The sequence below is a fragment of the Paraburkholderia sp. PGU19 genome (assembly GCF_013426915.1).
Lineage (GTDB): Bacteria > Pseudomonadota > Gammaproteobacteria > Burkholderiales > Burkholderiaceae > Paraburkholderia.
In genome coordinates this window covers 281477-302526 of sequence record NZ_AP023179.1, presented here as the reverse complement: position 1 = coordinate 302526, position 21050 = coordinate 281477, and the positions used below count along the sequence as shown (strand labels likewise).

The window sequence follows — 21050 nt, the reverse complement described above, 5'->3', positions numbered from 1 at the left end:
TGGCTTGCAACAAGAGCCGCTCAAGCGGCTACGTGCGAAACATAGCTCACCGTAGCGCCCGAACAGTGCCCGCATGCGTTAGGCGGGGAAGGCATCTAATTCCCCGCCGTCTTCCCCTGCCGGCAGCACGCTCCTATTATGGGTTTAGGTCCACGGGGCGGGTGGAGCGCAAAAAATCCCTAACCTTTGACAGGTTGTCTAGGTCGACCGAATCGCCTAGGCTGCCGTCCTTGTTCACCACTCGCAGCCGCTTTTGGTCCTTGGTCAAGAATAGCACCTGACCATAATGCCGCGGCGTGTGCTTTGATTTGCGCGCTGCGTCTTTGACATTTTCTTTGGTCTCGATAAGGCGCTCTGCCGGCTCGTCACCGGGAATATGCTCGACGCAGACAACGAAGTCTGGGTAGAAGTAATTTTTGTGCTCACCTCGAACGAGACGGACAGAATATGCTTTTCGGTCTGGATTTCGGTGCCACCAGCGGACGAATGCCGAACGGTCTAGGGCCTTGGCAAATTCCCGCTCTTCATTGTTCAACGCTGAGCCTCCGTCGTAAGCTCCGCTCAGAACATTCCCGTCGGACAGCTTGGCCTCGAAGTCCTTAGTGACGAACTCACGAACATCTACCGTCAGCACTTGCGATACGGCGTCCAAATCATTTGACGAAGGCGGTAGCACTCCATAGATGTTCCGCGCCGACGGCTCCAGTCCAATAGAAGCTGGGAACACCATAACGTCAGGAAGAGGCGCTGCGTCCGCGAGAATTGCCTGCGCTGCAATTTCTTCGTGAAACAACTCAGCCAGCGTGTCTGCCTCTCGACGAATGACCCAGTACGCCGCATCTCTCGCGTACTTACGCACTTCAGATTCGTCGATAGTGATAGCCTCGTTGATGTCTTCAAGCTGAGCAGTCACAGTCGGCTGGAGCCGCTTGCTTACAACGTCGATGATGATTCGTGCGTCCTCATCCTCGACTTGAGGCAATCCGCGAAGCAACGACAGCGCCTCTCTAGCGAGAGCAACTCGGTCCGTAACGACGGCAACGTCCTGCTCAGTACGCTCGCCGGAAGTAAGCTCCGTGTGCACTTCTTTCTCTCGCAGACGGTCCAGTGCCGCTCTCACTGCATTGGTTTCGAGGTCACTCGCAATGTGAAACTTGGTTGCAACCGATTTCGAAATAGCTGACATATCCGTGAGTTCAGGCCGAAACTCCCGCTTGAACGCGATAGGAGCAGACATACCCCTTTCAGTTCGCGAAAAAACACGGATGCCTTCCTCCTGGAACACGTCGAGCAGTTCCTTCCGTGTTTTCGGATGTCCTTTCTTGGACTTCTTCTTCGATGGGCTTGGCGCAGGTTCGACGACTGCGTCTAAGCTATCGTCCATGCCAAACAAATCGGGCGTAGCACCATCGACGGCGACCGTCGGTGACTTCGTGCCGCCGCCGGAGGACACACTGTCTGGTACAAAATCGCCGTCGTTTGACTCTCCGTCCGGCGCCTCGTTTGAATCGACGTCGCCGGCGCCGACGGAAGGTGGCAACTCGTCGTCGTAGCGCAGCGGCGGCTGGTCCGTTTGCTTATTGGAATAGACGACCGCGCCGCTCATGGTCGTCTTGGCTATAAGCTTTTCAGTCTGGCCTTCCAACTGCTTCTTGAGCTGAGCGGTGGATTGCACAGCCTGCTCGAAGCCCTGCTGCGCCTGGGCATTGGCCAGGTACACGTATGCCGTGTCCAGCTCCACATCAACATGTTTTGGTTTGGGGAAGGCATTACGAACGCCGTGGGTGACCCGCATTACCCGGCCGATGAACTGCAGAGCAAAGTCCGGGTCGTTGACAGGCTTAGTGGACGCGAGCACGAAGGCTCTTGGCGCATCAAAGCCTGTTCCTGCCGATTGCTTGAATATGAGCACTTCCTTCGTCGTGTCGTTCGCGATTGAAGCCATCAGCACAGGGTTGGGTTCGTCGGCTGAGTGTTCTCCAATCGCCTGAGGCGGCACCTTGCACAAACGCATCAATTGGTTGCGTGCTTCCTCAACGGCCGTTGCACCGTTTCCGACCTGTACCAGCAACAGCGGCACTACTGGAATTTGGGCGCTCTGGAGCAGGTGCTTGATTCGTTGATTTCTGCGCCAAGCCTGCTTGAGTACCGTCTGTTGGAGGTCGGTAACGCTTTGCATGCTTTGGCGAAGGTCATAGACAACCGCCTCGATAAACTTCTTGTTCAGTCGGGCATCCACGACCTCGTCGCGGGAAACGGAGAATGACTCGCTTGCGGAATAGCCCGCGTTGACGAGAAAGTCAGTTAAGCGCTGGTCCTTGGGCGTGGCCGAAGCCATGATGAGTTGGTCGGGCCTCAGCCATTTTGCAAATTGGCCGAACTCAGTTTGGCTGTCCAAGCCAATGTGAGCCTCGTCGACCACCAACCCGATACTGAGCCCCTTCGCCCGACCTCGCTCGACCAGGTCTGCGAGCGAACGCACATCGTCATCAGAATCGTTGCGATAGCCAGACTTCCGAGCGGTTGCCTTAGCAACACCCTGCGCGGTTGAAATCAGCACCATGCGTGAAGCAGGCTCTTTGTTCCGCCCCTTTGCCAAGGACGTTGGTGCCATGGTCGAGCAGTTTGAGGCAATAGAATCCTCGGTTTGCTGAACCAGGTTAGCAAACGGAACGAACCAAAACCACAAAGTAGGAGTCTGCTCGCAGACCGCCTCAAGGACCTTGCTGATAACGAATGTCTTACCAGCACCCGTGGGCGCCCGTAACAGACACGGCGGACTCGGGTCCCGCCCAAGTACCGCAGTCATGCGCTCAATAAGCCGAAGCTGGAAGGCTTCCGGCTCCAATGCCACGCTCTGCCCAACGATGATTTCGCGGTCGCTACTCACATGCCCACCTTATTCTGTCCCTTCACGATAGCGTCAGCAATCGCGTAACTATTCACTGTCTTACCGCCGGCCGATAGCCGCTCCTCCACCGTGTGCGGTCTGTCGGAGTAAACGGCAAGCCGTGCCTCCGGCAGTGCCGCCATGAACTCCAAAGCGGCTTTCGTGACCCGCTTGCAGTGGATGACCGCCAGACCTCCGCCTCGCGCAACCAATTGCACATCCGAATCGTCTGCCGCAGTTAGCTTGTCGGCGTGTCGCAATGAGAGCGTGAGAAACGCATTCTCCGGCGTCGCGTCCAACGCGACGTCAGCGGGGTCGTACTTAATCAGCTTGAGATATGCGAAGTCGCCGGGTACGGCTTCAAATCCAGCAAACCCCGCGACGACTCTACGCAACCTTTCCGCAGTCACGTCACGACAAATGTTCTTGTTGACGTCAGCCGCCGTCGCCTCAGAATTGGAACAGAGAATGAATCGGCGGTTGCCGTCGTCCTCTTCGTTAAGCTCAAGAACGCACTGCCCTGTCGTCGCCGAGCCAGCGAAGAAGTCGAGAATAATGTCGCCCGGCTTGGAAGCCTGCCGCAAAAGCTCTTTGATGAGAGCTGGAGGTTTGGGATACTGAAATACCTTTCGGCCGAAAATCGCCTGGATTACCTCCGTCCCCTCGCCAGCCTGAGGGGACGTCATGGCTGCAAAATCTTCGTCGTCGTAGACTTCGTTGATGCGAAAAATCCAAGAGCTAAGAGGATTGACGTGACTGCGCAAGTCCTTCCAAAACTTTTTGAAGAGAGGGCGTCCGAAGCCAATCTGCTTGCCCACCCAAAACTCCAAATCGGGCGTCGTCTTCGTGATTAATGGACGTTTCCGCTTGGGCGTGACAGGTACATCGCCGGCTTCGATAGCCGCATAGATTTCGTCCAGACTGTTCCAGATAACAACTTTTTCCTCAGCCGGAAACAAGATTTGCTTTCGGCGAATGAATTCCTCCATCGTCTCAGCTTGGAGCTCTTGCCCGTCCGTTACCCGCTTTTCCGTGGCGTAGGCCCAGACACGGTTCTCGTCGCACGGATACCATCGGTCTGTGTCGGGATTGTGCAGCGGATAGAAGAGGTTTTCCCGGTCGAATCGGTCGAACGCCAGCGTCAGAGGGTCGCCATTCCAAGCGCCTCGGGGGTCCTTGTCTGGATTTTTGTACTTCTTCTGCGTCTTCTCGCGCCCGTTGAACGCGAAGCCTTCCGCAGCATAGACGAGGATGTGCTCGTGCACGTCACTGAAATTCTGCCCTTTCGCGCTCGTCGTATCCCGTGTTCTCCAAGCTAAGCTACCGACGCGCATCCCGCCGAACACATCGTCCATCAATAGCTCTAGCTTTGCCCGGTTCTCGTCATTGATGGAGACCATGATGACGCCATCCGGCGTAAGCAGGTCCCGAGCGAGCCGCAGGCGCTGATAAAGAAATTCTAGCCACTGGGAATGACGCCACCGGTCGTTCTTTCCCACAAACCGGTCGTTGTAAACCCAGTCCTTGTTGCCGGTGTTATATGGAGGGTCAATGTAAATAACCCTTATCTTGCCCGCATGGGTCGCGCGCAAAAGGCGCAATGAATCGAAATTGTCGCCCTCGATAACCAAGTTGCGGTAGCTGCCGTCAGCGGAAGGAAGCGATGCCTGTTCATCAAGTACCGGAAGTACGACGTCACCGTTGAGCTTTGTGTCGCGTTCCAGAGAGTCATGCTCCCAATAGAGCCCTAGCTTCTGCTTGGTCAAGTGCTCAATGAGAATCCGGCGCAGTTGTGCTGCATTGAGGTGAGCGTACTGCTCTTCCAACGAGGAAATTGATTTCGACATGGGGTATGTGGTTGATGCCTGCTCAAGGTACAGAATGTGCCGTAATCGGCAAACGCGGCTCCGAGCACGGGGCGGGGAGTCCGAATGTCCCTGAGGACAGTCGGCCCAAGAGGGGCGGCAGCTGCTTTGCTGCGCCCCGGAGTGCGTTCTTGATGTTCTGGCTCATGCAGCGCGGGAAACAACCAGTTGGAAGCAAAAACCGCAATGATAATGCAACCGCCAAGATGGTCATCGAATACCGGGGAGTTGAGGTATCCCGCGTCGCCGCAACGCGTCAGAAGCTGTTCCAGCCCCCGCTGTCCCAAGTCGGGTACGACGCCGACCAGGGGTGATGTTGCGAATGGACATCAGTGCCGTATGGGCTACCGCCCACATCGAAGCCACCGTAGTCGTCACTGGTCATCGGCAGGCCAGTCGCAGGGTTGATAGGGTGCATTGCCATACTTGCGCTCCTTTATATCGAGCAGTGGGTGAATCCCCGCAATCAGCGGGGCCAAAAAAATCAGTCGTCGGTCGGAAGCATGAAAGTCACGACCGGCGCGGCGTTATCTCCCGGTCCAATGACCATCACGAGCGTTATCGGTATGCGACGGACCTCATCCCGACCGCGCGGCACGCGATGATGCTGAAAGGGCATGCGGTTGCCCGTGTGATGGCGAGCCAAGGTGGCGGCAGCCCACAACAGGTCATTTAGGCGCTCATGTTCGTCCTGGTGGATTTGTCGAGCGCTGTCCTCGGCTGACCATGCAACCACCTCCGCCCAGGCCGCTGCGGTGATTGCGACCGGGACTTTGAAGCCCGCCTCGTTTGCGTCTGCCGAGACATCAATCAACACGCCGTCCGCAATTGCCTGCGCGCGTGTGTACACCGAAATGGCTTCGCCAAAGATGTCTTGTAGGCCCTCTCGTTTTTCCAAAATGCCTTCTCCAAAGGTGACCGGGTTCCAAGATTCCGAGCCCCCTCACTTTCCCGGATGCGGCGTGGGGGTGGTGCTGCCGTTTTGCTACCGTTCTTCCTGAGTTCGTCGCCCTGGCGTGCCGCGACACCGGGCGAGAAGGCTGCATGGCAAGGGCACCGCCCGGAAGCCGCAGCCCCGCAGGGGACCGGGTGAGGACGTGCGCGGAGCGCCGCAGGCCCTTGCCATGCGGACCGCCCGGGGTACGGTCGCCAACGGGTGGCGGCGAAATCAGGAAGGACTGTGCAAGCACCAACTTCACGACGCAGACGCTGTCGCGGCCACAGGCCGCGACCTATGCGCGCTTGCCGCGCGTGGCCTGCAAGCCAGAGGCGCGTAGTCGGAGCGCGAAAGCGCGTAGAGGTAGGGAGCCGCGACAGCCCGAAGGGTTGGCGTGGGACAAGGGCGTCCAGCCCGCTGTCCGCGCAGCCGCGGTCGCGCCCACGCGAGCCGGATGTGCGCTTGGGGGAGCCGTCGCTCGCTCATGTCCCCAGACACGAGAGGTCGGCCTACCGACCGGCAGAGCGATGGGGGCAGCAATGCCCCGCGCCCCGAGCAGCGCGCGGGCAAGTTGGTCAGTCAAGCACCGCGCCGACCAAGGCGGAGCCGATGCCTGGAACGCGTCCAGCGGGCCAGAGTGAGCAGCTTGCCCGCGCGAAGCGTGGGGCGCCGCTTTTGGAGACATGAGCTACGTCCAGTAGCGAAAATGCCCGGCAAAACGTCCAGTTTTGCGCAGAGGGCATGGTGGCTCGCCGCGTAAGCGGCTACGCCTTCCGTGTTCGTCCTCCGCCGTCCGGGAGGGCGAACACGGGATGCTGCGACTTTCGCGCTATACGAAATATCGACACTTTTTTTGGAGATACTTCGTGAAATCGCGCGACGGACGCATCATCGCCAGAGAGCAGGAGCAACGACTTTTGCACTCGCTATCTCGCTTTGGTTTCCTGAGGACCAGAGATTGCGCCGCTTTGCGCGCGGTCTGGTCCAGCGGCGCGACCGGCGAGCCTAGGCTAGAAGGGCCCGTCGCCACCGCGTCCGATGTGCGGATGGCGCAACGCACGGTGCGGCGGCTGGCCGATGCCCGCCAGGTACTGCGCGGGCAGGGACCGGACGGCAGCGTGATTTACGCGCTGTCAGAAGCGGGCGCGCGCCGGTTGCAACACGCAGGGATTGCGGCAACAACGGGAAAGGATTTGGTGCGGGCGTTTAGCTCGGCACATTTCCGGCACCGCACGATTGCCAACGAGATTGCCATTCGCGGCCTTCTCGACGGCTATCGCGTCTCGACCGAGCGTGAGATTGCGCAGGATAAGTGGCTTGGCGGCGTCGAGGGCATCGCGGGCAAGAAACCTGACGTTCTGCTGCGCGGCGATGATGGCAAGGTATGGCTCGTGGAAGTCGAGAGAAGCCGGAAGAACGCAAAGGAATATGCCAAGCTGCTGAAATGGCTCGATGCTGTTGCCGCCGACGCGGCGGATGCCTCGGGCTCGAAGCTGCTGGGCAAGGGTCTGAAATGGGGAAAAGTCATCTTCATCTGCACGCGTGCGTTCCGTGCGAAGCTCGCGCGCGACCTGATTGCGAAGGGCTGGAAAAAGAGTGCGCTCGATGCGCTCGTCGCGTTCTCCACGGAGCTATACAAATTCGAGGACATCGTTTTTGCCTGATGGCCTGGGCGTTCATGTCCCGGCCATCAGACAAGGCAATCGACGAGGGGAGACTCGTCCCCGGCCTGCGGTATTGACCCACCGCTTGTACTCGTGAACTCCATCGCGGAAACCTTCTAATTCGAAGGACTCCGCCGTGCAGAATGCATCCCGGTCTCTGCATGGAAAAACTGGATTGGGCAGCGTCCCCGCCGGAGGCATCTGGCGGGGCGTTGTTTTTGCGCGCACAGTTGCTGCGCAAAACCGGTCACTCTGGTCGGCGCGGTCATGAGCGCGTCGTCGCTCAATGTGAGCATAGGCTTACCCGGCTTCTTGTTTGTGATGTTATCGCGCGTCCGCAATCCGCTTGCAGGCCACCCGCCCGCGATGGGGCGCATGACCGGTCCGCGGATTTGCTGGCGCGGTTGGAAGAATGGGTAAGCCTGCGGGCTACGCCCGCGAAGCCACTGCGCTGGATGCATCTGGTAGCGCGATGGCTAGCCTCCGCTCACTGCTTTTCCTGGTTGCCATCGCCCACGCAAAGTGGGCGAAAAAATACTTCTACGCGCGCAAATCCTGCTTTCAGAGAGAGAAATCGCTAGGAGCTTTCATTTGTTGATGGAAAGGCAAGCAGCCAGGAAGCGGCTATCGGTGAGGTGCCGTCTCTCGCACGCCTGGTCAGCCGGTTCTTCACAACGGTCTTGCATCGCTCATTGCGCATACAAGGTCTAGGTACGTAGGTACCCATCTATATATAGATGGGTACCTACGTACCTAGATGTACGCCGAAGACGCGCTCGGCGTTGGTACCTGCACGTACCTTCATGTACCTGCTTTACGTCGCACTATCCGCGGCAGACAGAACATTATCGACCTCGCGAAGATGCCCCGTTGCCAGCAGGTCCTTGATGTCGCGATATACGGATGATTCCGCACCACCACCCTTGACGACGTGAGCGACGACATCTGCTTTCTGCACCCCGTCCTTCTGCTCGCGCAGCAACGCCATGACTCTGCTCTTGATTGTGCCGGGTTTGAAACCGTTTCCGCGTTTCGAGCCACTGCGGCACTCGGGTGCGTCAGCAGGAACAACAACACAGCTTGTCGCCACTGCTCCCCACTTCGTCGTTCCGGCCTCGACCCGCTCCAGCGTGAAGCCGATAAGCTCCCCTTTTGAGCCGAGGTCGCGATTCTTCGTCACTTTTGCACATCGCCCCGTAGCCTGCTCGGTCACCTCGATTTCTGTATCGACGGCAGCGCGCATACCAGTCCATCCGCGCGCCCCAGCAGCAGCATTTCTACCGGTGTGATGAATGAGCATGAAATGCGCTTTGCCGCACGCGCTGCGGATTCGGTCGATGCGTTCGATGACACGCCCCATATCCTGGCCCATATTCTCGTTTGCGCCGACACTCAGGCGTGCCAGCGTATCACCGACAATCATGCGCACCGATTGGCCGTATTCAGCCTCCAGCGCCCGGACTTCTTCGATGATGGCCTTCGTATCGACATCGTCTGCAAACAGGTTTATCGCTTTCTGTGCGATGAAGAAGTTAGGCACGCGAACACCGTGATGCTTCTGATATGCCTGAAGGCGACAGCGCACCGATTCCGGAGACTCTGCAGCCAGATAAAGCACCAGTCCCTGTTCGACACGTCGCCCCATCCAGTCGCTGCCCTTGGCGATAGCGCAAGCGAGGTCAATGGCAAAGAACGTCTTGCCGCTATGCGAGTCGCCGTACAGCATGCTGCTTCCGCCGGTAGTGAGTAAGCCTTGCACCAGTTCATCTGGGGCGGCATAGGTGGTGGGCAAGTCAGCCGCAGACACGACGTTGAGCGAGCGTCTTGCAGCTTTCGTCACAGATGAAAGTTCTGGCGTAGCGGCGCGAGCCGGTTGGTCTTTCACGTTGGTCTTCGCGCTCATGCTACCCCCCCGCCAAGCAGCGCCTGAATATCGGCTACAAGCGATGCCAGGCGGCCATTGATACGAAACAGGCGGATGGGACCATTTTCAAGACAGGCCCATTTGCAAAGGGTCTGCGGGCGTCGGTTCGGCGCGGCTACGGCCACATGGGTCGAAACGACAGCCCGAACGGCGTCACGTTTGAAGCTAAAGGAAGAATGGTTGGTCGTGTTCATGTCAACGATTGCATCTTGCCGTGCACAGCGGGGCTCGAACACACGTTGATAACGCGCCGAATTCGTTTCAACGGTCGTCCGAACATTCCGCTGTGTGCGGCTGTTGTCTTCGGCGTTGACGAACTATCAAGTCGGGGGATGGTGGAGGCGCAAGACTCGCGTGGTGGGGTACTTGCGCCCCACTCCAGTCGGGACGGTGTCCGCGTTTTCGCCGCGCAACCGTGGTGACCAGAATGAGCGGCTTTGGCAGGAAGCCTTGAAGTGGATTACCGTTGCAGCGGGGAGCGCACAGGCACATAAAACGGCACCGCAAACTGCGATGGCCGGGATTGCATCTGGCGATGAAATTAACGACCGGCGAACTTGTTTCGGTTCGCCATCGCGATTCGGTTGGCTTTGCTCGCAGCTTTCCAGGCATCGTCAAACGGCGAATCACCCGCGCCGAACAGACCCGAGTGCTCAGCTTTGCAGAGGTCACGAAGCTTTGTTTTGCCGCCATCGGGGATTTGCTGGCGCGGATACTTCTGTTTGTCAGCCATCGCTTCGATGGCTCGAATCTGCTGCTCTCGCCGTGTCATCCCGCCATCATGCTCGAGCGGCTGCCCTGAAGGCGATATGGCCCGCTGCACTTGGTGGCATTGTGGCGGTACAGCATTCGCTTCGCTTTCTGGTTGTGCTTTTGGTGCTTCGAGCGGCCACACCTGGCCCTGCTGCACGAACCAAGCGCGCAGGTCCGCGTGGGCCAGCATCCGCTTCCCGGAAACCGTCGTCTCTCGGATAGCGCCGCGCTCGACTGAGTCAGACAGCGCCTGGTCCCATCGACCAAATACGTCGTCGTGGTCGGGAGAGTGGCGTTCGGCGGCAACTGTGCTGGCCGTGAGAATTCCGACCGCCCTGCCGTACGGAATCCACACCTGGCCGTCGTAGGACAGTACCCAGTCAGGGATGCGTCGCCCATCCGGAAAAAGTCGGCGCACTGCGTCCTCATCACCCGGGCGCGAAATGGCAACGTCGTGGCGAGCAAGGAATGGGTAGATGTCCGACGCGTAGAAACCGAAGCGCTCAAAAGTCGGCTGGGCTTCGTCGTTTGGTCTGTCGTCGTCATCGAACAGCGTGGCATGGCTTCCGAAAATACCGAGCAACCGCAACAGACGCAAACGGCCATCTATGTCCATCGGACAAAGGATGCCTAGCTGGTCACGACGACGGAGGTAGTTAACGCCTGCGGGTTCATCGGACAGGTACGAAGCTAAATCACGTGCAGCCTCGTAGGCATATATCGCCTCAGCTTTCCCAATTTGGGCAAACAGTTCCCACAAGCTAACAAATCGACCGCCGTCCGCGCGGCTTACCTCTTCACTCACTGTTCCCTCGCACGAAACTTCCCCATGACTGCCTACGCCGCCACGCTAGTTAAGCCCCCCTGGCGGCAAGGTGCCGGCCCGTGGCTATTCTAACGACGCGCGCTGCAAGAACTTGAGAAATTTCCGTCTTCCGCCACTTTTGTGCAAAACCTCATCCGTCTTTGGCAAATGCCCGAGAATACGCCGGAGAACGGCATCACTCACGCAGACCCGTGCGCCGCCTAGTCAGGCGCCCATGGCATGCCGCACAGCGTCTATATCTCGCTCTGCTGCTTCCAACTGCTCGGCACTCGGTTCGGAAGGCGGTTCCAGACTAACAAAATCGAGCGGGAGCCAAACCGGCTCAGTACGACCTTTAATGAAGAACTCGATGTAGCCGCCCTCTTGATACACAACAACTTTTTGGAAGAGTCGCGCAAGCTCTTCGCGCAGACGTAGCGAGCCATCGACTCCTGCGTGACCGGAGGCAATCTCATCTATCTCACGCGCGATTTTCAGGAGTCTGTCATGCACGTCTTCACTATTATTGACAGATGTGCTATCGGCCAGCTCGGCGCGAACGCGAGCTAGTTCTTGCTCTTTCACGCCAAGCGCGTCACCTTCCGTATCCAACTTCTCAATGAGGGCTTTCCGCGCGGACGCCGCAGTGACGCTTCCGGCGAGGTCTGCTAGACCATCGATGTTCTTTTTGGAGGCAGCAATCGCGACCTCAAGAACATCGGCGCGCGCCTTCAATGCTTCGAGCGACGTGTCCACCGCCCAGTTATTCGGAAGCCAACTGGCGGTGACGAAATTGACCAGAGCCTCTAATTGCGCGGAGTTTACGCTGGGGCACTTCGTTACACCTCTGACGCGAGCGACGCAGTAATAGCGGGAGTAACCAGGCTGCTTGGTAGATGTTTTATTCTTCCGAACAAGCGAATTCCCACATTGACCGCATTTCACGAGCCCGTACAGCCAATTGCGAGCGTGCGGGTCGCGTCGACCTGGCCGAACGCCACGCCGCAAGGATGTAGCCTGCGCACGAAGAAACGTTGTCTCATCAATGACGGCCGGAAAGTAACCGCGAATAGGCTCTCCTACTGCGACTCGATTTCCCGTATTCTCGGCGTCGAGGCGACGCGGTTGATATTCACCCAAGACCGCTCGGTTTTTAAGAATGCGCGACACCAATGATTGGTGCCATTGTCCGCTCGCCTTACGACGTTCTGCAAAGTCTGAGTCTGACTCTGCCGCCTTCTGCACTGGCATCTTTCCGGGTAGTGGCCAGCGCTCCTGATTCGCGCGACGGCAAATCGCGACGACCCCCGCACCGTTGATGCGCATCTCGAAGACTCGTTTAACGCTCTCAGCCAGCTCTGGGACTATGGCGAAGCCTGTCTTATCTGCGTTAGCGCGCAGCCATCGGGGTGCCTCGCTAGTCACAATGCGTGTTGCAGTACCATCCGCCGCCCGTTTTTTCTTCTGCGCCCACACTGCGGATAGACGGTCGGACTTGCGCTCACTTTCATCGTTCGCCCGCGACATGTAGATGATTGCGGTGATGAGGTCTCCGACGTCAGCGACAGAATCTTTATTCCAAACTTTCCTATCTGCTAGTGTGACAACCACGATGCCGGCATCAACCAAGTCCAAAAATAGCCGTAGGGCAACGTTAATCTCTGCTCGCGACAGCCGGTCGAATTGCTCAATGATGAGATAGCTTCCCGATGCGACTTTGCCGGATTTCACTGCACTGATGAACTCGGCCAGCTTGCCGGCTTCGATGTTCTTCTTTCGAAAAGCTGAAACTCCGAGGTCGCGATACGCGGACGCGCGAGCCAGCGCAAGTCCGTGCTCTTCACAATACTGCTCGGTTAATTCAACTTGCCTACGCAGGCTATCTCCCAGCGCCTGCTGGGCCGTACTGAATCTTATGTAGCTGTATGCCACGGGCTTGGCGGCGTCAGCGTTCGACATTTTTTGTCCCCTGTTAGACAGGGTGTAATTATAGCCAGCCAAACGCACATACGGACCTACCATCTCCATCGTCGGACTGCCCGATCTCGAAGTGCGCGAGAGCCGCGAGCGCGTGCGCGCCGCGCTGCTCAATTGCGGCCTCGACTTTCCCGTGCGCCGGATTATAGGGATCTGGCGCCCGCCGATCTTCCGAAGGAATCCGGCCGTTTCGATTTGCCAATCGCGCTCGGCATTCTCGCCGCGAGCGGGCAGATTCCAGTTGAGTCGCTTGCGAATCGGGAATTTGCGGGCGAACTCTCGCTGACGGGCGCGCTGCGTCCGATGCGCGGCGCGTTCGCGATGGCGTGCGGCACGGCGCGCGGCCATCAGTCCTATCCCGAAGCTACTTCCTCTGGACCAGAAGAAGATCCCGCGAGCGGCCGCACGCCGGAGCTCTACCTGCCGCTTGCCAGCGCAAAAGAGGCGGCGCTCGTGCCCGGTGTCGCCGTGTATGGCGCGGCGGATCTGCCGTCGCTGTGCGCGCATCTGGCGGGCGAAGCGGACGCGCGGCTTTACCCCGTCGAGGCCGCGACCTTATCGGACGCCGCGCGGGTCGCGCCGCCCGATATGGCCGACGTCATCGGCCAGCGCGGCGCCCGGCGCGCGCTCGAAGTGGCGGCGGCGGGCGGCCACCACATGCTGATGATCGGCCCGCCAGGCGCGGGCAAGTCGATGCTTGCGGCGCGCCTGCCCAGCGTCTTGCCGTCAATGACCGACGACGAAGCGCTGAGATCCGCCGCGCTGCTCTCGGCGAGCGCGATTGGCTTCACGCCTGCGCAGTGGCGGCAACGGCCGTTTCGCGCACCTCACCATTCGTCGAGCGCTGCGGCGCTGGTGGGCGGGCGCAATCCGCCGCAGCCGGGCGAGATCACGCTCGCGCATCTCGGCGTGCTGTTTCTTGATGAACTCCCGGAATTCGACCGGCACGTACTCGAAAATCTGCGCGAGCCGCTGGAGAACGGCCGCATCACGATTTCGCGCGCCGCGCTCCAGGCCGACTTTCCAGCCGCATGCCAACTCATCGCCGCGATGAACCCGTGTCCGTGCGGCTGGCGCGGCGATCCGGGCGGGCGCTGCCGGTGCACGCCGGAAGTGGCCGCGCGCTACATGCGCAAGCTGTCGGGGCCGCTGCTAGATCGCATCGATATTCAGATCGAGATTCCCGCACTGTCGCCGGCGGAACTGTCGGCCCGCTCGACGGCTTCCGGCGAACCAAGCGCGCCGATCGCGCAACGGGTCGAGGCCGCCCGCGAGCGCCAGCTCCATCGGCAAGGCAAGACGAACCGCGAGCTCAGCGGTCGGGAAGTCGACGCCGTCTGCCGGCCCGACGACGATGGCGAGCGTCTGCTGCGCGAAGCGGGCGAGCGCTTTGGCTGGTCAGCGCGCGCTTACTACCGCGTGCTGAAAGTGGCGAGAACCATCGCCGATCTGGCTGGTAAAGATGTGCCGAACGCCGTGCAGGTCTCCGAAGCGGTTCAGTATCGGCGGGCGTTCGGCGCCCAGTAAATGCTGCAGATGACAAAAAATGCATGTCAAGACTTGACTTATGCACATTTACGACTGCGCGATAGATTTTGATACAACTGAAAGCCTGTTGTGAGCCATCTCGCAAATGCCTTTGATTTTATTGGCTTTTTCAAAATGCCAAGATTCAGGGCAAAGTGGCAACCGGCCCGTCCGATGGGCTTTTGCGGCCTACCGCACAGAGTTACTAACAAAGTTATCCACAGATCCTGTGGGTAACAAAAAAAGTCCCTTGTAAACGCGAGATTAGCGAAGATTTTTGCGAAGGAACATTCACTTGGGACGGTGCGCTGCAGCGAACCGTATGACCCCAAATCAGTAAAGTTTGAACGATCCGAAGAATTGCTCGACTTGTTCCGGCGGCGGTTCCTTGCTCGCAATCACGGCCGCCTGATACACATGCCGCCCCTTCGCCACCAGGCGCGCGTGCATGATCCGCGTTTCCTGTTTCGGCCCCGCTTTGCCGCTGAAGGTCATTTCCAGTCCCTGCACCTGGCCCCCTGCCGCGAGCGGAATCGCCGCCACGTGGGCATCGGGCGCCGAGCCGAGGTTGTGCGCGAGCCCCGAGCGCAGATAGTCAAGCGCACTGCGCTGCACCTGTGGATCGTCGCTCGGCAGCATCACGGTGCCGACGGCGAATACCGCGTGGTCCGCTTCGGCAATCTGCATCGACATATTCATCGGCGTGCCGCCGATATCGATCTGCCGCTGGTCGGTGGTCGGCTTGGCGGGCAGATCGACCGTGTAGCCGTTGTCGTTGTTCATGATCGTGCGCCAGTCATAGGTCGGCGAGCAGGCGGCCAGCAGCCAGCCGGCCGACAGAACGACGACGGCCTTTGTTATCAGCGAACGGAAGGGGACGGACAACACATCACGACGGCGGACGAACGAAGGGAGAGCGGAGCGGAGCATGACGCGGCGAATGGAATGTGCGTAACGGAAAGCATCATTATCGGACGTTATTCGCGGCTTAACCGCGCCGCCAACTGCGTCACAAGATTGCCGGTACAATATGAGACAGTATCCGGGGCGCCCGTTTCCGCTGTTGTTCTCGCAGCCGTCAAGCGCCTCACGACGTGTGTTCCACGCGTTCCCCGAGGTCTTTTCATGAGCCAAACCAACGTTTCCCGGCGTTCGGGCCCGATCCGCTACATCGCTGCCGCCGTCGTCGCCGGCGCGATCGCCGTTGCGGGCTACTTCGCGTTCGGCAGCCAGCAGCACGTGCCCGACGCGACGTTCACCCTGCTGTCCGGCCAGAAAGTGTCGACGGCCGATCTGAAAGGCAAGGTGTATCTCGTCAACTTCTGGGCGACGAGTTGCGACACCTGCATGAAGGAAATGCCGCAGATGGTCCAGACGTACAACCGCTTCAAGGACAAAGGGCTCGAGTTCGTCGCGGTCGCGATGAGCTACGACGCGCCGATGTACGTGACCAACTACACGGAAACACGCCGCCTGCCATTCAAGGTCGCGATGGACGACGGAACGGCCGCGAAGCAATTCGGCAACGTTCAGCTCACGCCGACCACGTTCGTGATCGACCGCAACGGCAAGGTGCTGAAGCGCTATGTCGGCGAGCCGCAGTTCGCGGAACTCGATCAGTTGCTGGCCAAGGCGCTCGGCACGAGCTGATCGCCTGGACGTCTCTCTTCTACGGCGGGCGTCGCGCTGAAATCTTCGCAGCGCACCCGCCGTCAGCAGCACCTCAAACTATTTTCACTTCCCAGCTTCACCTCTCGCTTTCCCCACGGGCCGCCAGGCCATACCGCTTGATCTTCTCGTAGAGAGTCGCCTTGCCGACCTGCAATCTGTCTGCCGCCACTGCGACAGCACCGCCCGTCTGCTCCAGCGCCTCCGCGATCACCGCCCGCTCGAACTGCTCGACGCGCTCCTTCAAAGGCTGTGTGATCGACGTCAGTGCATCGTCGGCGGGAGCCGCGACCGTATCGTCGCCGACGCCCAGCACGAAGCGATCCGCCGCGTTGCGCAACTCGCGCACGTTGCCGGGCCATTCACGCTGCATCAGGTTCGTGCGCTGACGGTCGGTGAGAATCGGCGCGGGACGCTGATAGCGCACGGCCGCATCCAGAAGAAAATGCTCGAACAGCGGCACGATGTCTTCGCGCCGCTCCGACAGCGGTGGCAACGCGATCGTCACCACGTTGAGCCGGTACAGCAGATCGCGCCGGAACGTGCCCGACGCGACATGGTCCGTCATGTCGCCCTTCGCTGCCGCGACGATGCGGCAATCGACGCGTATCGGCTGGTTCGATCCGAGCCGCTCCAGCACGCCATCCTGCAGCACGCGCAGCAGCTTGACCTGCAGCGCGAGCGGCATGCTTTCGATCTCATCGAGAAAGAGCGTGCCGCCCGAAGCATGCTCGAGCTTGCCGATGCGCCGCTTCGCCGCGCCCGTAAACGCGCCCGGCTCGTAGCCGAACATCTCCGACTCGAACATCGGCTCCGGCAGCGCGCCGCAGTTCACCGCGAGAAACGGCTTGTCCCGGCGCGGCGACAGTTCGTGCAGACTGCGCGCGATCAGTTCCTTGCCCGCGCCCGTATCGCCGTTGATCAGCACCGACGCATCCGTCGGCGCGACGTTCGCGATCAGCTTACGCACCTGCTCGATGGCGAGACTGCGCCCGATGATGCGCGGCGCGAGCGTCCCCTGCTCCGCCAGTTCGCGGCGCAGCGCGAGGTTTTCGAGAACCAGCGTGCGGCGCTCCAACGCGCGGCGCACGGTTTCGATCAGCCGCTCGGAAGGGAACGGCTTTTCGATGAAGTCGTACGCACCGTCGCGCATCGCCTGCACGGCCATCGTGATATCGCCGTGACCCGTGACGAGAATGATGGGCACGTCGGGCGCGCGCTCGCGGCATTGCGCGAGCAGATCGAGGCCGCTTGCGCCCGGCAGGCGGATATCGCTGACGATCACGCCGGAAAACTCCGCGTTGATCAGCTTCCCCGCCGATTCCACCGACGCATGCCCAACCACTTCGAACCCTGCCAGTTGCAGGCTTTGCACGCTCGCGCGCCGCACGAGTTCGTCGTCTTCGATATAGAGGACCTGCAAGCCCTTGATCATTGTGTTTCCCACACCTTGAATACGCTTTGAATCACGAGCCCGTCGTGACGGAGCCCGCGATATCGGTTGCCTGCGCCTGCGCGCGGCGCAGCGTCAGCATGAACTCGGCGCCGCCTTGCGCGTTGTTGCGCGCGACGAGCGAGCCGCCGCAATCGCGTGCAATCGAAGAACAGATCGCCAAACCCAGCCCCAGTCCCTGGCCCATTTCCTTCGTCGTGAAGAACGGCTCGAACAGACGCGGCAACACGTCGTCGGGAATGCCTGGACCATTGTCGCTCACGATGATCGCGAGCGATTCCTGCGACGTTTGCACGTCGATCGCGATACGCGGCGCGGGCGTGCCCGCCACCGCATCGAGCGCGTTGCCGAGCAGATTGATCAGCACCTGTTCGAGCCGCAGATCATCGCAATGCGCGACGAACCTCGGATCGTCGCTGTCGAGATTGAAGCGAACGGGCGCCGCGCCCTCGTCGACCAACGATACGTCGACCGTCACGCCCTGCAAGCGTTTCTGCAGCAGCGCCAACACATTACGCAGCGCACGCGCCACGCCTGCGCGCGCATTGCGAGGCCGCGCTCGGCCGACGAACAGCTTCAACTGATTCGTGATCTTGCCCATGCGCTCGGTGAGCGCGGCGATCGCTTCGAGGTTTTCCTTGGCGGATTCATGATCGCCGCGTTCGAGAAACACACGTGTGTTGTCAGAGAAGCCGCGCAATGCGGCAAGCGGCTGGTTCAACTCGTGCGTGATGCCCGCCGCCATCTGGCCGAGCGCGGCAAGCTTGCTCGCCTGAATCAGTTCGTCGTGCGCGGCGCGTAGTTCCTGTTCGGCGCGCGTGCGCTCGCTCACTTCCTTCGTCAGTTGCTCGTTCGCCTGCGACAGGTCGGCCGTGCGCTCGGCGACGCGCTGGTTGAGTTCTGCATACGCCTTCTGCAACAGCGCGCGGCTGCGCATCACTTCGCGCACGCGCGCGCGGCGCATGCGCCAGTAGAACAGCAGCAGACACAGCGAGACATAGCCGAAGCCCGTCACGATCGTCGCGTAACGCGCGTCGGCGTTGACGGGATCGATGGGCGCCATCGTGATGAGACGCCAGTCCGGCTCGCCGAGCGTGCGTTGCGACGCCAGAAAACGCGGCGCCGCATAGTTCCCGCTGCGCCCACCGCCGATCCGCACGATCTGCGCGCCGCCTTCGAGCGTGCGCACCACCGACATCGGCAGCGGCGCGATCGGCTGCCGCGCGTACTGGCGCGTGTCGAAGATCGACGCGATCACGTCGCTGGTTAGCGGCTTGACCGTGTGGTACTTCCACGCAGGCACCGACGACAGAAAGATCACACCGTGATCGTCGGTGACGATGAGCGGCTCCGACGCGTCCGCGCCCTGGAACCATTCGAGATTCAGCTTGACCACGGCAACGCCGACGATCTTGCCGTCGCGGCGCACCGGTTGCGAAATGTAGTAGCCGGGATCGAGCGAAGTCGTGCCGATGCCGAAGAAGCGCCCGACCTTGCCCTTCACCGCTTCGACGAAATACGGCCGGAACAGATACTCCTGGCCGACGAAGCTGTCGGGCTGATTCCAGTTGCTCGCCGCCACGCAGCGGCCCGATGCTGTGACGATGTACGCGACATTCGCACGGGCACGGCGATTGAGGTCTTCGAGATATTGATTGGCGCGCGCGACGTTGTCCGCATCCGGCGACGCGAGCGCGTCCTGCACGATGGGATGTTCGCCGAGCAGATAGGGAAGCGACTCGTAGCGTTCGAGCGTGCTCTTGAGGGCGGCTGTGGTTCGGTCGGCGCGCACGGCGGCGTTGCGCCGCAGCGTATCGATGCCGTGCTGCCACGTGATGGTCCACGTGAGTCCGCAGGCCGCCACGAGCCCGGCGACGAGCGCGAACAGGATCAACAGGCGGCGCGTCACGATGGCGGGAGTCGTTCGATGAGGATCGCCTATTGTGTCATACCCGTCCTCATCGCCGGGCGCGTCGAACTCGTCGAGCGCTTCGGCTGCCGCACGCGCTTGCGTCTGCGCGGACGGCGCCTGCGTTGCATGCGGCGCCGCGCCGTGTTGCCGCGGCGCCGCTTTCATGGCTCAGACCTCGGCCGATTCGGTGACCGCGACATCGCGGCGCAATGCAGCGCGCAGCTTCGAGCGATCAAGTTCTTTTTCCCATGCCGACACGACAACCGTCGCCACGCCGTTGCCGACGATGTTCGTCAGCGCGCGGCATTCGCTCATGAAGCGGTCGATACCGAGAATCAGCACCATGCCCGACAGCGGAATGGTCGGCACGACGGCGAGCGTTGCAGCCAGCGTGATGAAGCCTGCGCCCGTTACGCCGCTGGCGCCCTTCGACGTCAGCATCGTCACCGCGAGCAGCGTCAGCTGCTGGCCCCACGTCAGGTCGGTGTTGGTCGCCTGCGCGATGAACAGCACGGCCATCGTCATGTAGATGTTGGTGCCGTCGAGGTTGAACGAGTAACCGGTCGGCACGACGAGACCCACCACCGAGCGCGAGCAGCCGAGCTTTTCGAGCTTCAGCATCAGTTGCGGCAGCGCCGCTTCCGACGAGCTGGTGCCCAGCACGATCAGCATCTCTTCCTTGATGTAGGCGACGAAGCGCAGGATGTTGAAGCCGACCATGCGCGCGATGATGCCGAGCACCACGACCACGAACACGACCGAGGTCAGATAGAACGTGCCGATCAGCTTGAGCATCGGCACCAGCGAGCCGATGCCGTACTTGCCGATGGTGAACGCCATCGCGCCGAATGCACCGATCGGCGCGAGCTTCGTGATGATGCCGACCATGCCGAACAGAATGCTCGACAGACTTTCAATGAAGCTCGTCACCGGCTTGCCGCGCTCGCCGACATGCGTGAGCACCGCGCCGAACAGCAGCGCGATCAGCAGAATCTGCAGGATCTCACCTTGCGAAAATGCCGACGACAGCGTGTCCGGGATGATGTGCATGAAGAAGTCGACCGTCGACTGGCCATGCGCCTTCGCCGCATACGAGGCGACTTCCTTGCCGTTCAGCGAGGCGGGATCGACGTTGAAGCCGGCGCCCGGTTTCAGCAGGTGCGTTGCCGCGAGACCGAGCACGAGTGCGAATGTCGAGACGATTTCGAAGTACAGCAGAGCCTTGCCGCCGACGCGCCCGACCTTCTTCATGTCTTCCATGCCCGCGATGCCCGTCACCACGGTACAGAAGATGATCGGGCCGATCACCATCTTGATGAGCTTGATGAACGCATCGCCGAGCGGCTTCATGTCGGTGGCGAGCGCGGGATAGAAGTGCCCCAGCGCAATACCGATGATGATCGCGACGATCACCTGCACGTAGAGGACTTTATAAATAGGTTTCTTCACGATGGTGTTCCTGCAATGGAGTAAAGCTTGGGTGGACCGGAGGCTGGCCACGCATCGCATGGACGAACGAATTGACGTGCGTCGTGCGCGCAGACAGAGCCGCGAACAGACGACGAAATCAGAGGGACCAGAACGGGAACTTGAGCATCGTTGTCTCCATGCGTTGTAGTTGACGGGCCTTTGCGGCCTCGCTTTCTTTTTGCAAGGTCGATGCCAGCGCGCAAAA

Annotated in this window: 14 protein-coding genes and 1 pseudogene; 3 read left to right on the top strand and 12 right to left on the bottom strand. The window is 60.4% G+C overall.

Features of this window, described 5'->3' with window-relative positions:
• Positions 1–136: 136 nt before the first annotated feature.
• The 4 genes from H1204_RS01300 to H1204_RS01285 all read right to left on the bottom strand — a co-directional run bounded on the left by H1204_RS01300 (position 137) and on the right by H1204_RS01285 (position 5653).
• Entirely contained in the window at positions 137–2890 is a 2754-nt protein-coding gene (locus H1204_RS01300) for a DEAD/DEAH box helicase family protein (RefSeq protein WP_180729498.1), read from the bottom strand.
• Positions 2887–4737 (bottom strand): site-specific DNA-methyltransferase, encoded by a 1851-nt coding sequence (locus tag H1204_RS01295; protein ID WP_180729497.1) that lies wholly within the window; start codon positions 4735–4737, stop codon positions 2887–2889. The genes H1204_RS01300 and H1204_RS01295 overlap by 4 nt, the downstream gene beginning before the upstream one ends.
• A 274-nt stretch (positions 4738–5011) precedes the next feature.
• Positions 5012–5179: a peptidase gene (locus H1204_RS01290; protein WP_180729496.1), complete on the bottom strand. Its 168-nt coding sequence runs from the start codon at positions 5177–5179 to the stop codon at positions 5012–5014.
• A 60-nt stretch (positions 5180–5239) separates the two neighbouring features.
• Complete coding sequence (locus tag H1204_RS01285; protein ID WP_180729495.1) at positions 5240–5653, bottom strand: DUF6573 family protein; 414 nt, start codon at positions 5651–5653, stop codon at positions 5240–5242.
• A 905-nt stretch (positions 5654–6558) separates the two neighbouring features.
• Here H1204_RS01285 and H1204_RS01280 point away from each other — a divergent pair.
• Positions 6559–7356: a hypothetical protein gene (locus H1204_RS01280; RefSeq protein WP_180729494.1), complete on the top strand. Its 798-nt coding sequence runs from the start codon at positions 6559–6561 to the stop codon at positions 7354–7356.
• Positions 7357–8170: 814 nt separating this feature from the next.
• Here H1204_RS01280 and H1204_RS01275 read toward each other — a convergent pair.
• From H1204_RS01275 to H1204_RS01260, 4 genes are all read right to left on the bottom strand, one after another.
• A complete protein-coding gene (locus tag H1204_RS01275; RefSeq protein WP_180729493.1) occupies positions 8171–9259 on the bottom strand; it encodes a helicase RepA family protein in 1089 nt (362 codons plus the stop codon).
• Positions 9256–9474 carry a DNA-binding protein gene (locus tag H1204_RS01270; protein ID WP_180729492.1) on the bottom strand — a complete coding sequence of 73 codons (219 nt, stop codon included), beginning with the start codon at positions 9472–9474 and terminating at the stop codon, positions 9256–9258. The genes H1204_RS01275 and H1204_RS01270 overlap by 4 nt, the downstream gene beginning before the upstream one ends.
• A 347-nt stretch (positions 9475–9821) precedes the next feature.
• Positions 9822–10838: a hypothetical protein gene (locus H1204_RS01265; RefSeq protein WP_180729491.1), complete on the bottom strand. Its 1017-nt coding sequence runs from the start codon at positions 10836–10838 to the stop codon at positions 9822–9824.
• Positions 10839–11063: 225 nt separating this feature from the next.
• Positions 11064–12797, bottom strand: a complete 1734-nt coding sequence (locus tag H1204_RS01260) for a recombinase family protein (RefSeq protein ID WP_180729490.1) — start codon at positions 12795–12797, stop codon at positions 11064–11066.
• Positions 12798–12852: 55 nt separating this feature from the next.
• Here H1204_RS01260 and H1204_RS01250 point away from each other — a divergent pair.
• Positions 12853–14342, top strand: a pseudogene (locus tag H1204_RS01250) (YifB family Mg chelatase-like AAA ATPase); the annotation flags it as partial.
• Between the two features lie 333 nt (positions 14343–14675).
• Here H1204_RS01250 and H1204_RS01245 read toward each other — a convergent pair.
• Complete coding sequence (locus tag H1204_RS01245; RefSeq protein WP_180729488.1) at positions 14676–15272, bottom strand: hypothetical protein; 597 nt, start codon at positions 15270–15272, stop codon at positions 14676–14678.
• Between the two features lie 195 nt (positions 15273–15467).
• Here H1204_RS01245 and H1204_RS01240 point away from each other — a divergent pair, with 195 nt between their 5' ends.
• Positions 15468–15992: a TlpA disulfide reductase family protein gene (locus tag H1204_RS01240; RefSeq protein WP_180729487.1), complete on the top strand. Its 525-nt coding sequence runs from the start codon at positions 15468–15470 to the stop codon at positions 15990–15992.
• A gap of 97 nt (positions 15993–16089) precedes the next feature.
• Here the strand turns inward: H1204_RS01240 and H1204_RS01235 are convergent, their stop codons facing one another.
• Genes H1204_RS01235 through H1204_RS01225 form a run of 3 tightly spaced genes read right to left on the bottom strand, consistent with a single transcriptional unit; the run spans position 16090 to position 20824 of the window.
• Positions 16090–17445 (bottom strand): sigma-54 dependent transcriptional regulator, encoded by a 1356-nt coding sequence (locus H1204_RS01235; protein ID WP_180729486.1) that lies wholly within the window; start codon positions 17443–17445, stop codon positions 16090–16092.
• Between the two features lie 31 nt (positions 17446–17476).
• Entirely contained in the window at positions 17477–19540 is a 2064-nt protein-coding gene (locus H1204_RS01230; RefSeq protein ID WP_180729485.1) for a sensor histidine kinase, read from the bottom strand.
• Positions 19541–19543: 3 nt separating this feature from the next.
• Positions 19544–20824, bottom strand: coding sequence for a dicarboxylate/amino acid:cation symporter (locus tag H1204_RS01225; RefSeq protein ID WP_180729484.1), 1281 nt, complete (start codon positions 20822–20824; stop codon positions 19544–19546).
• Positions 20825–21050 lie beyond the last annotated feature (226 nt).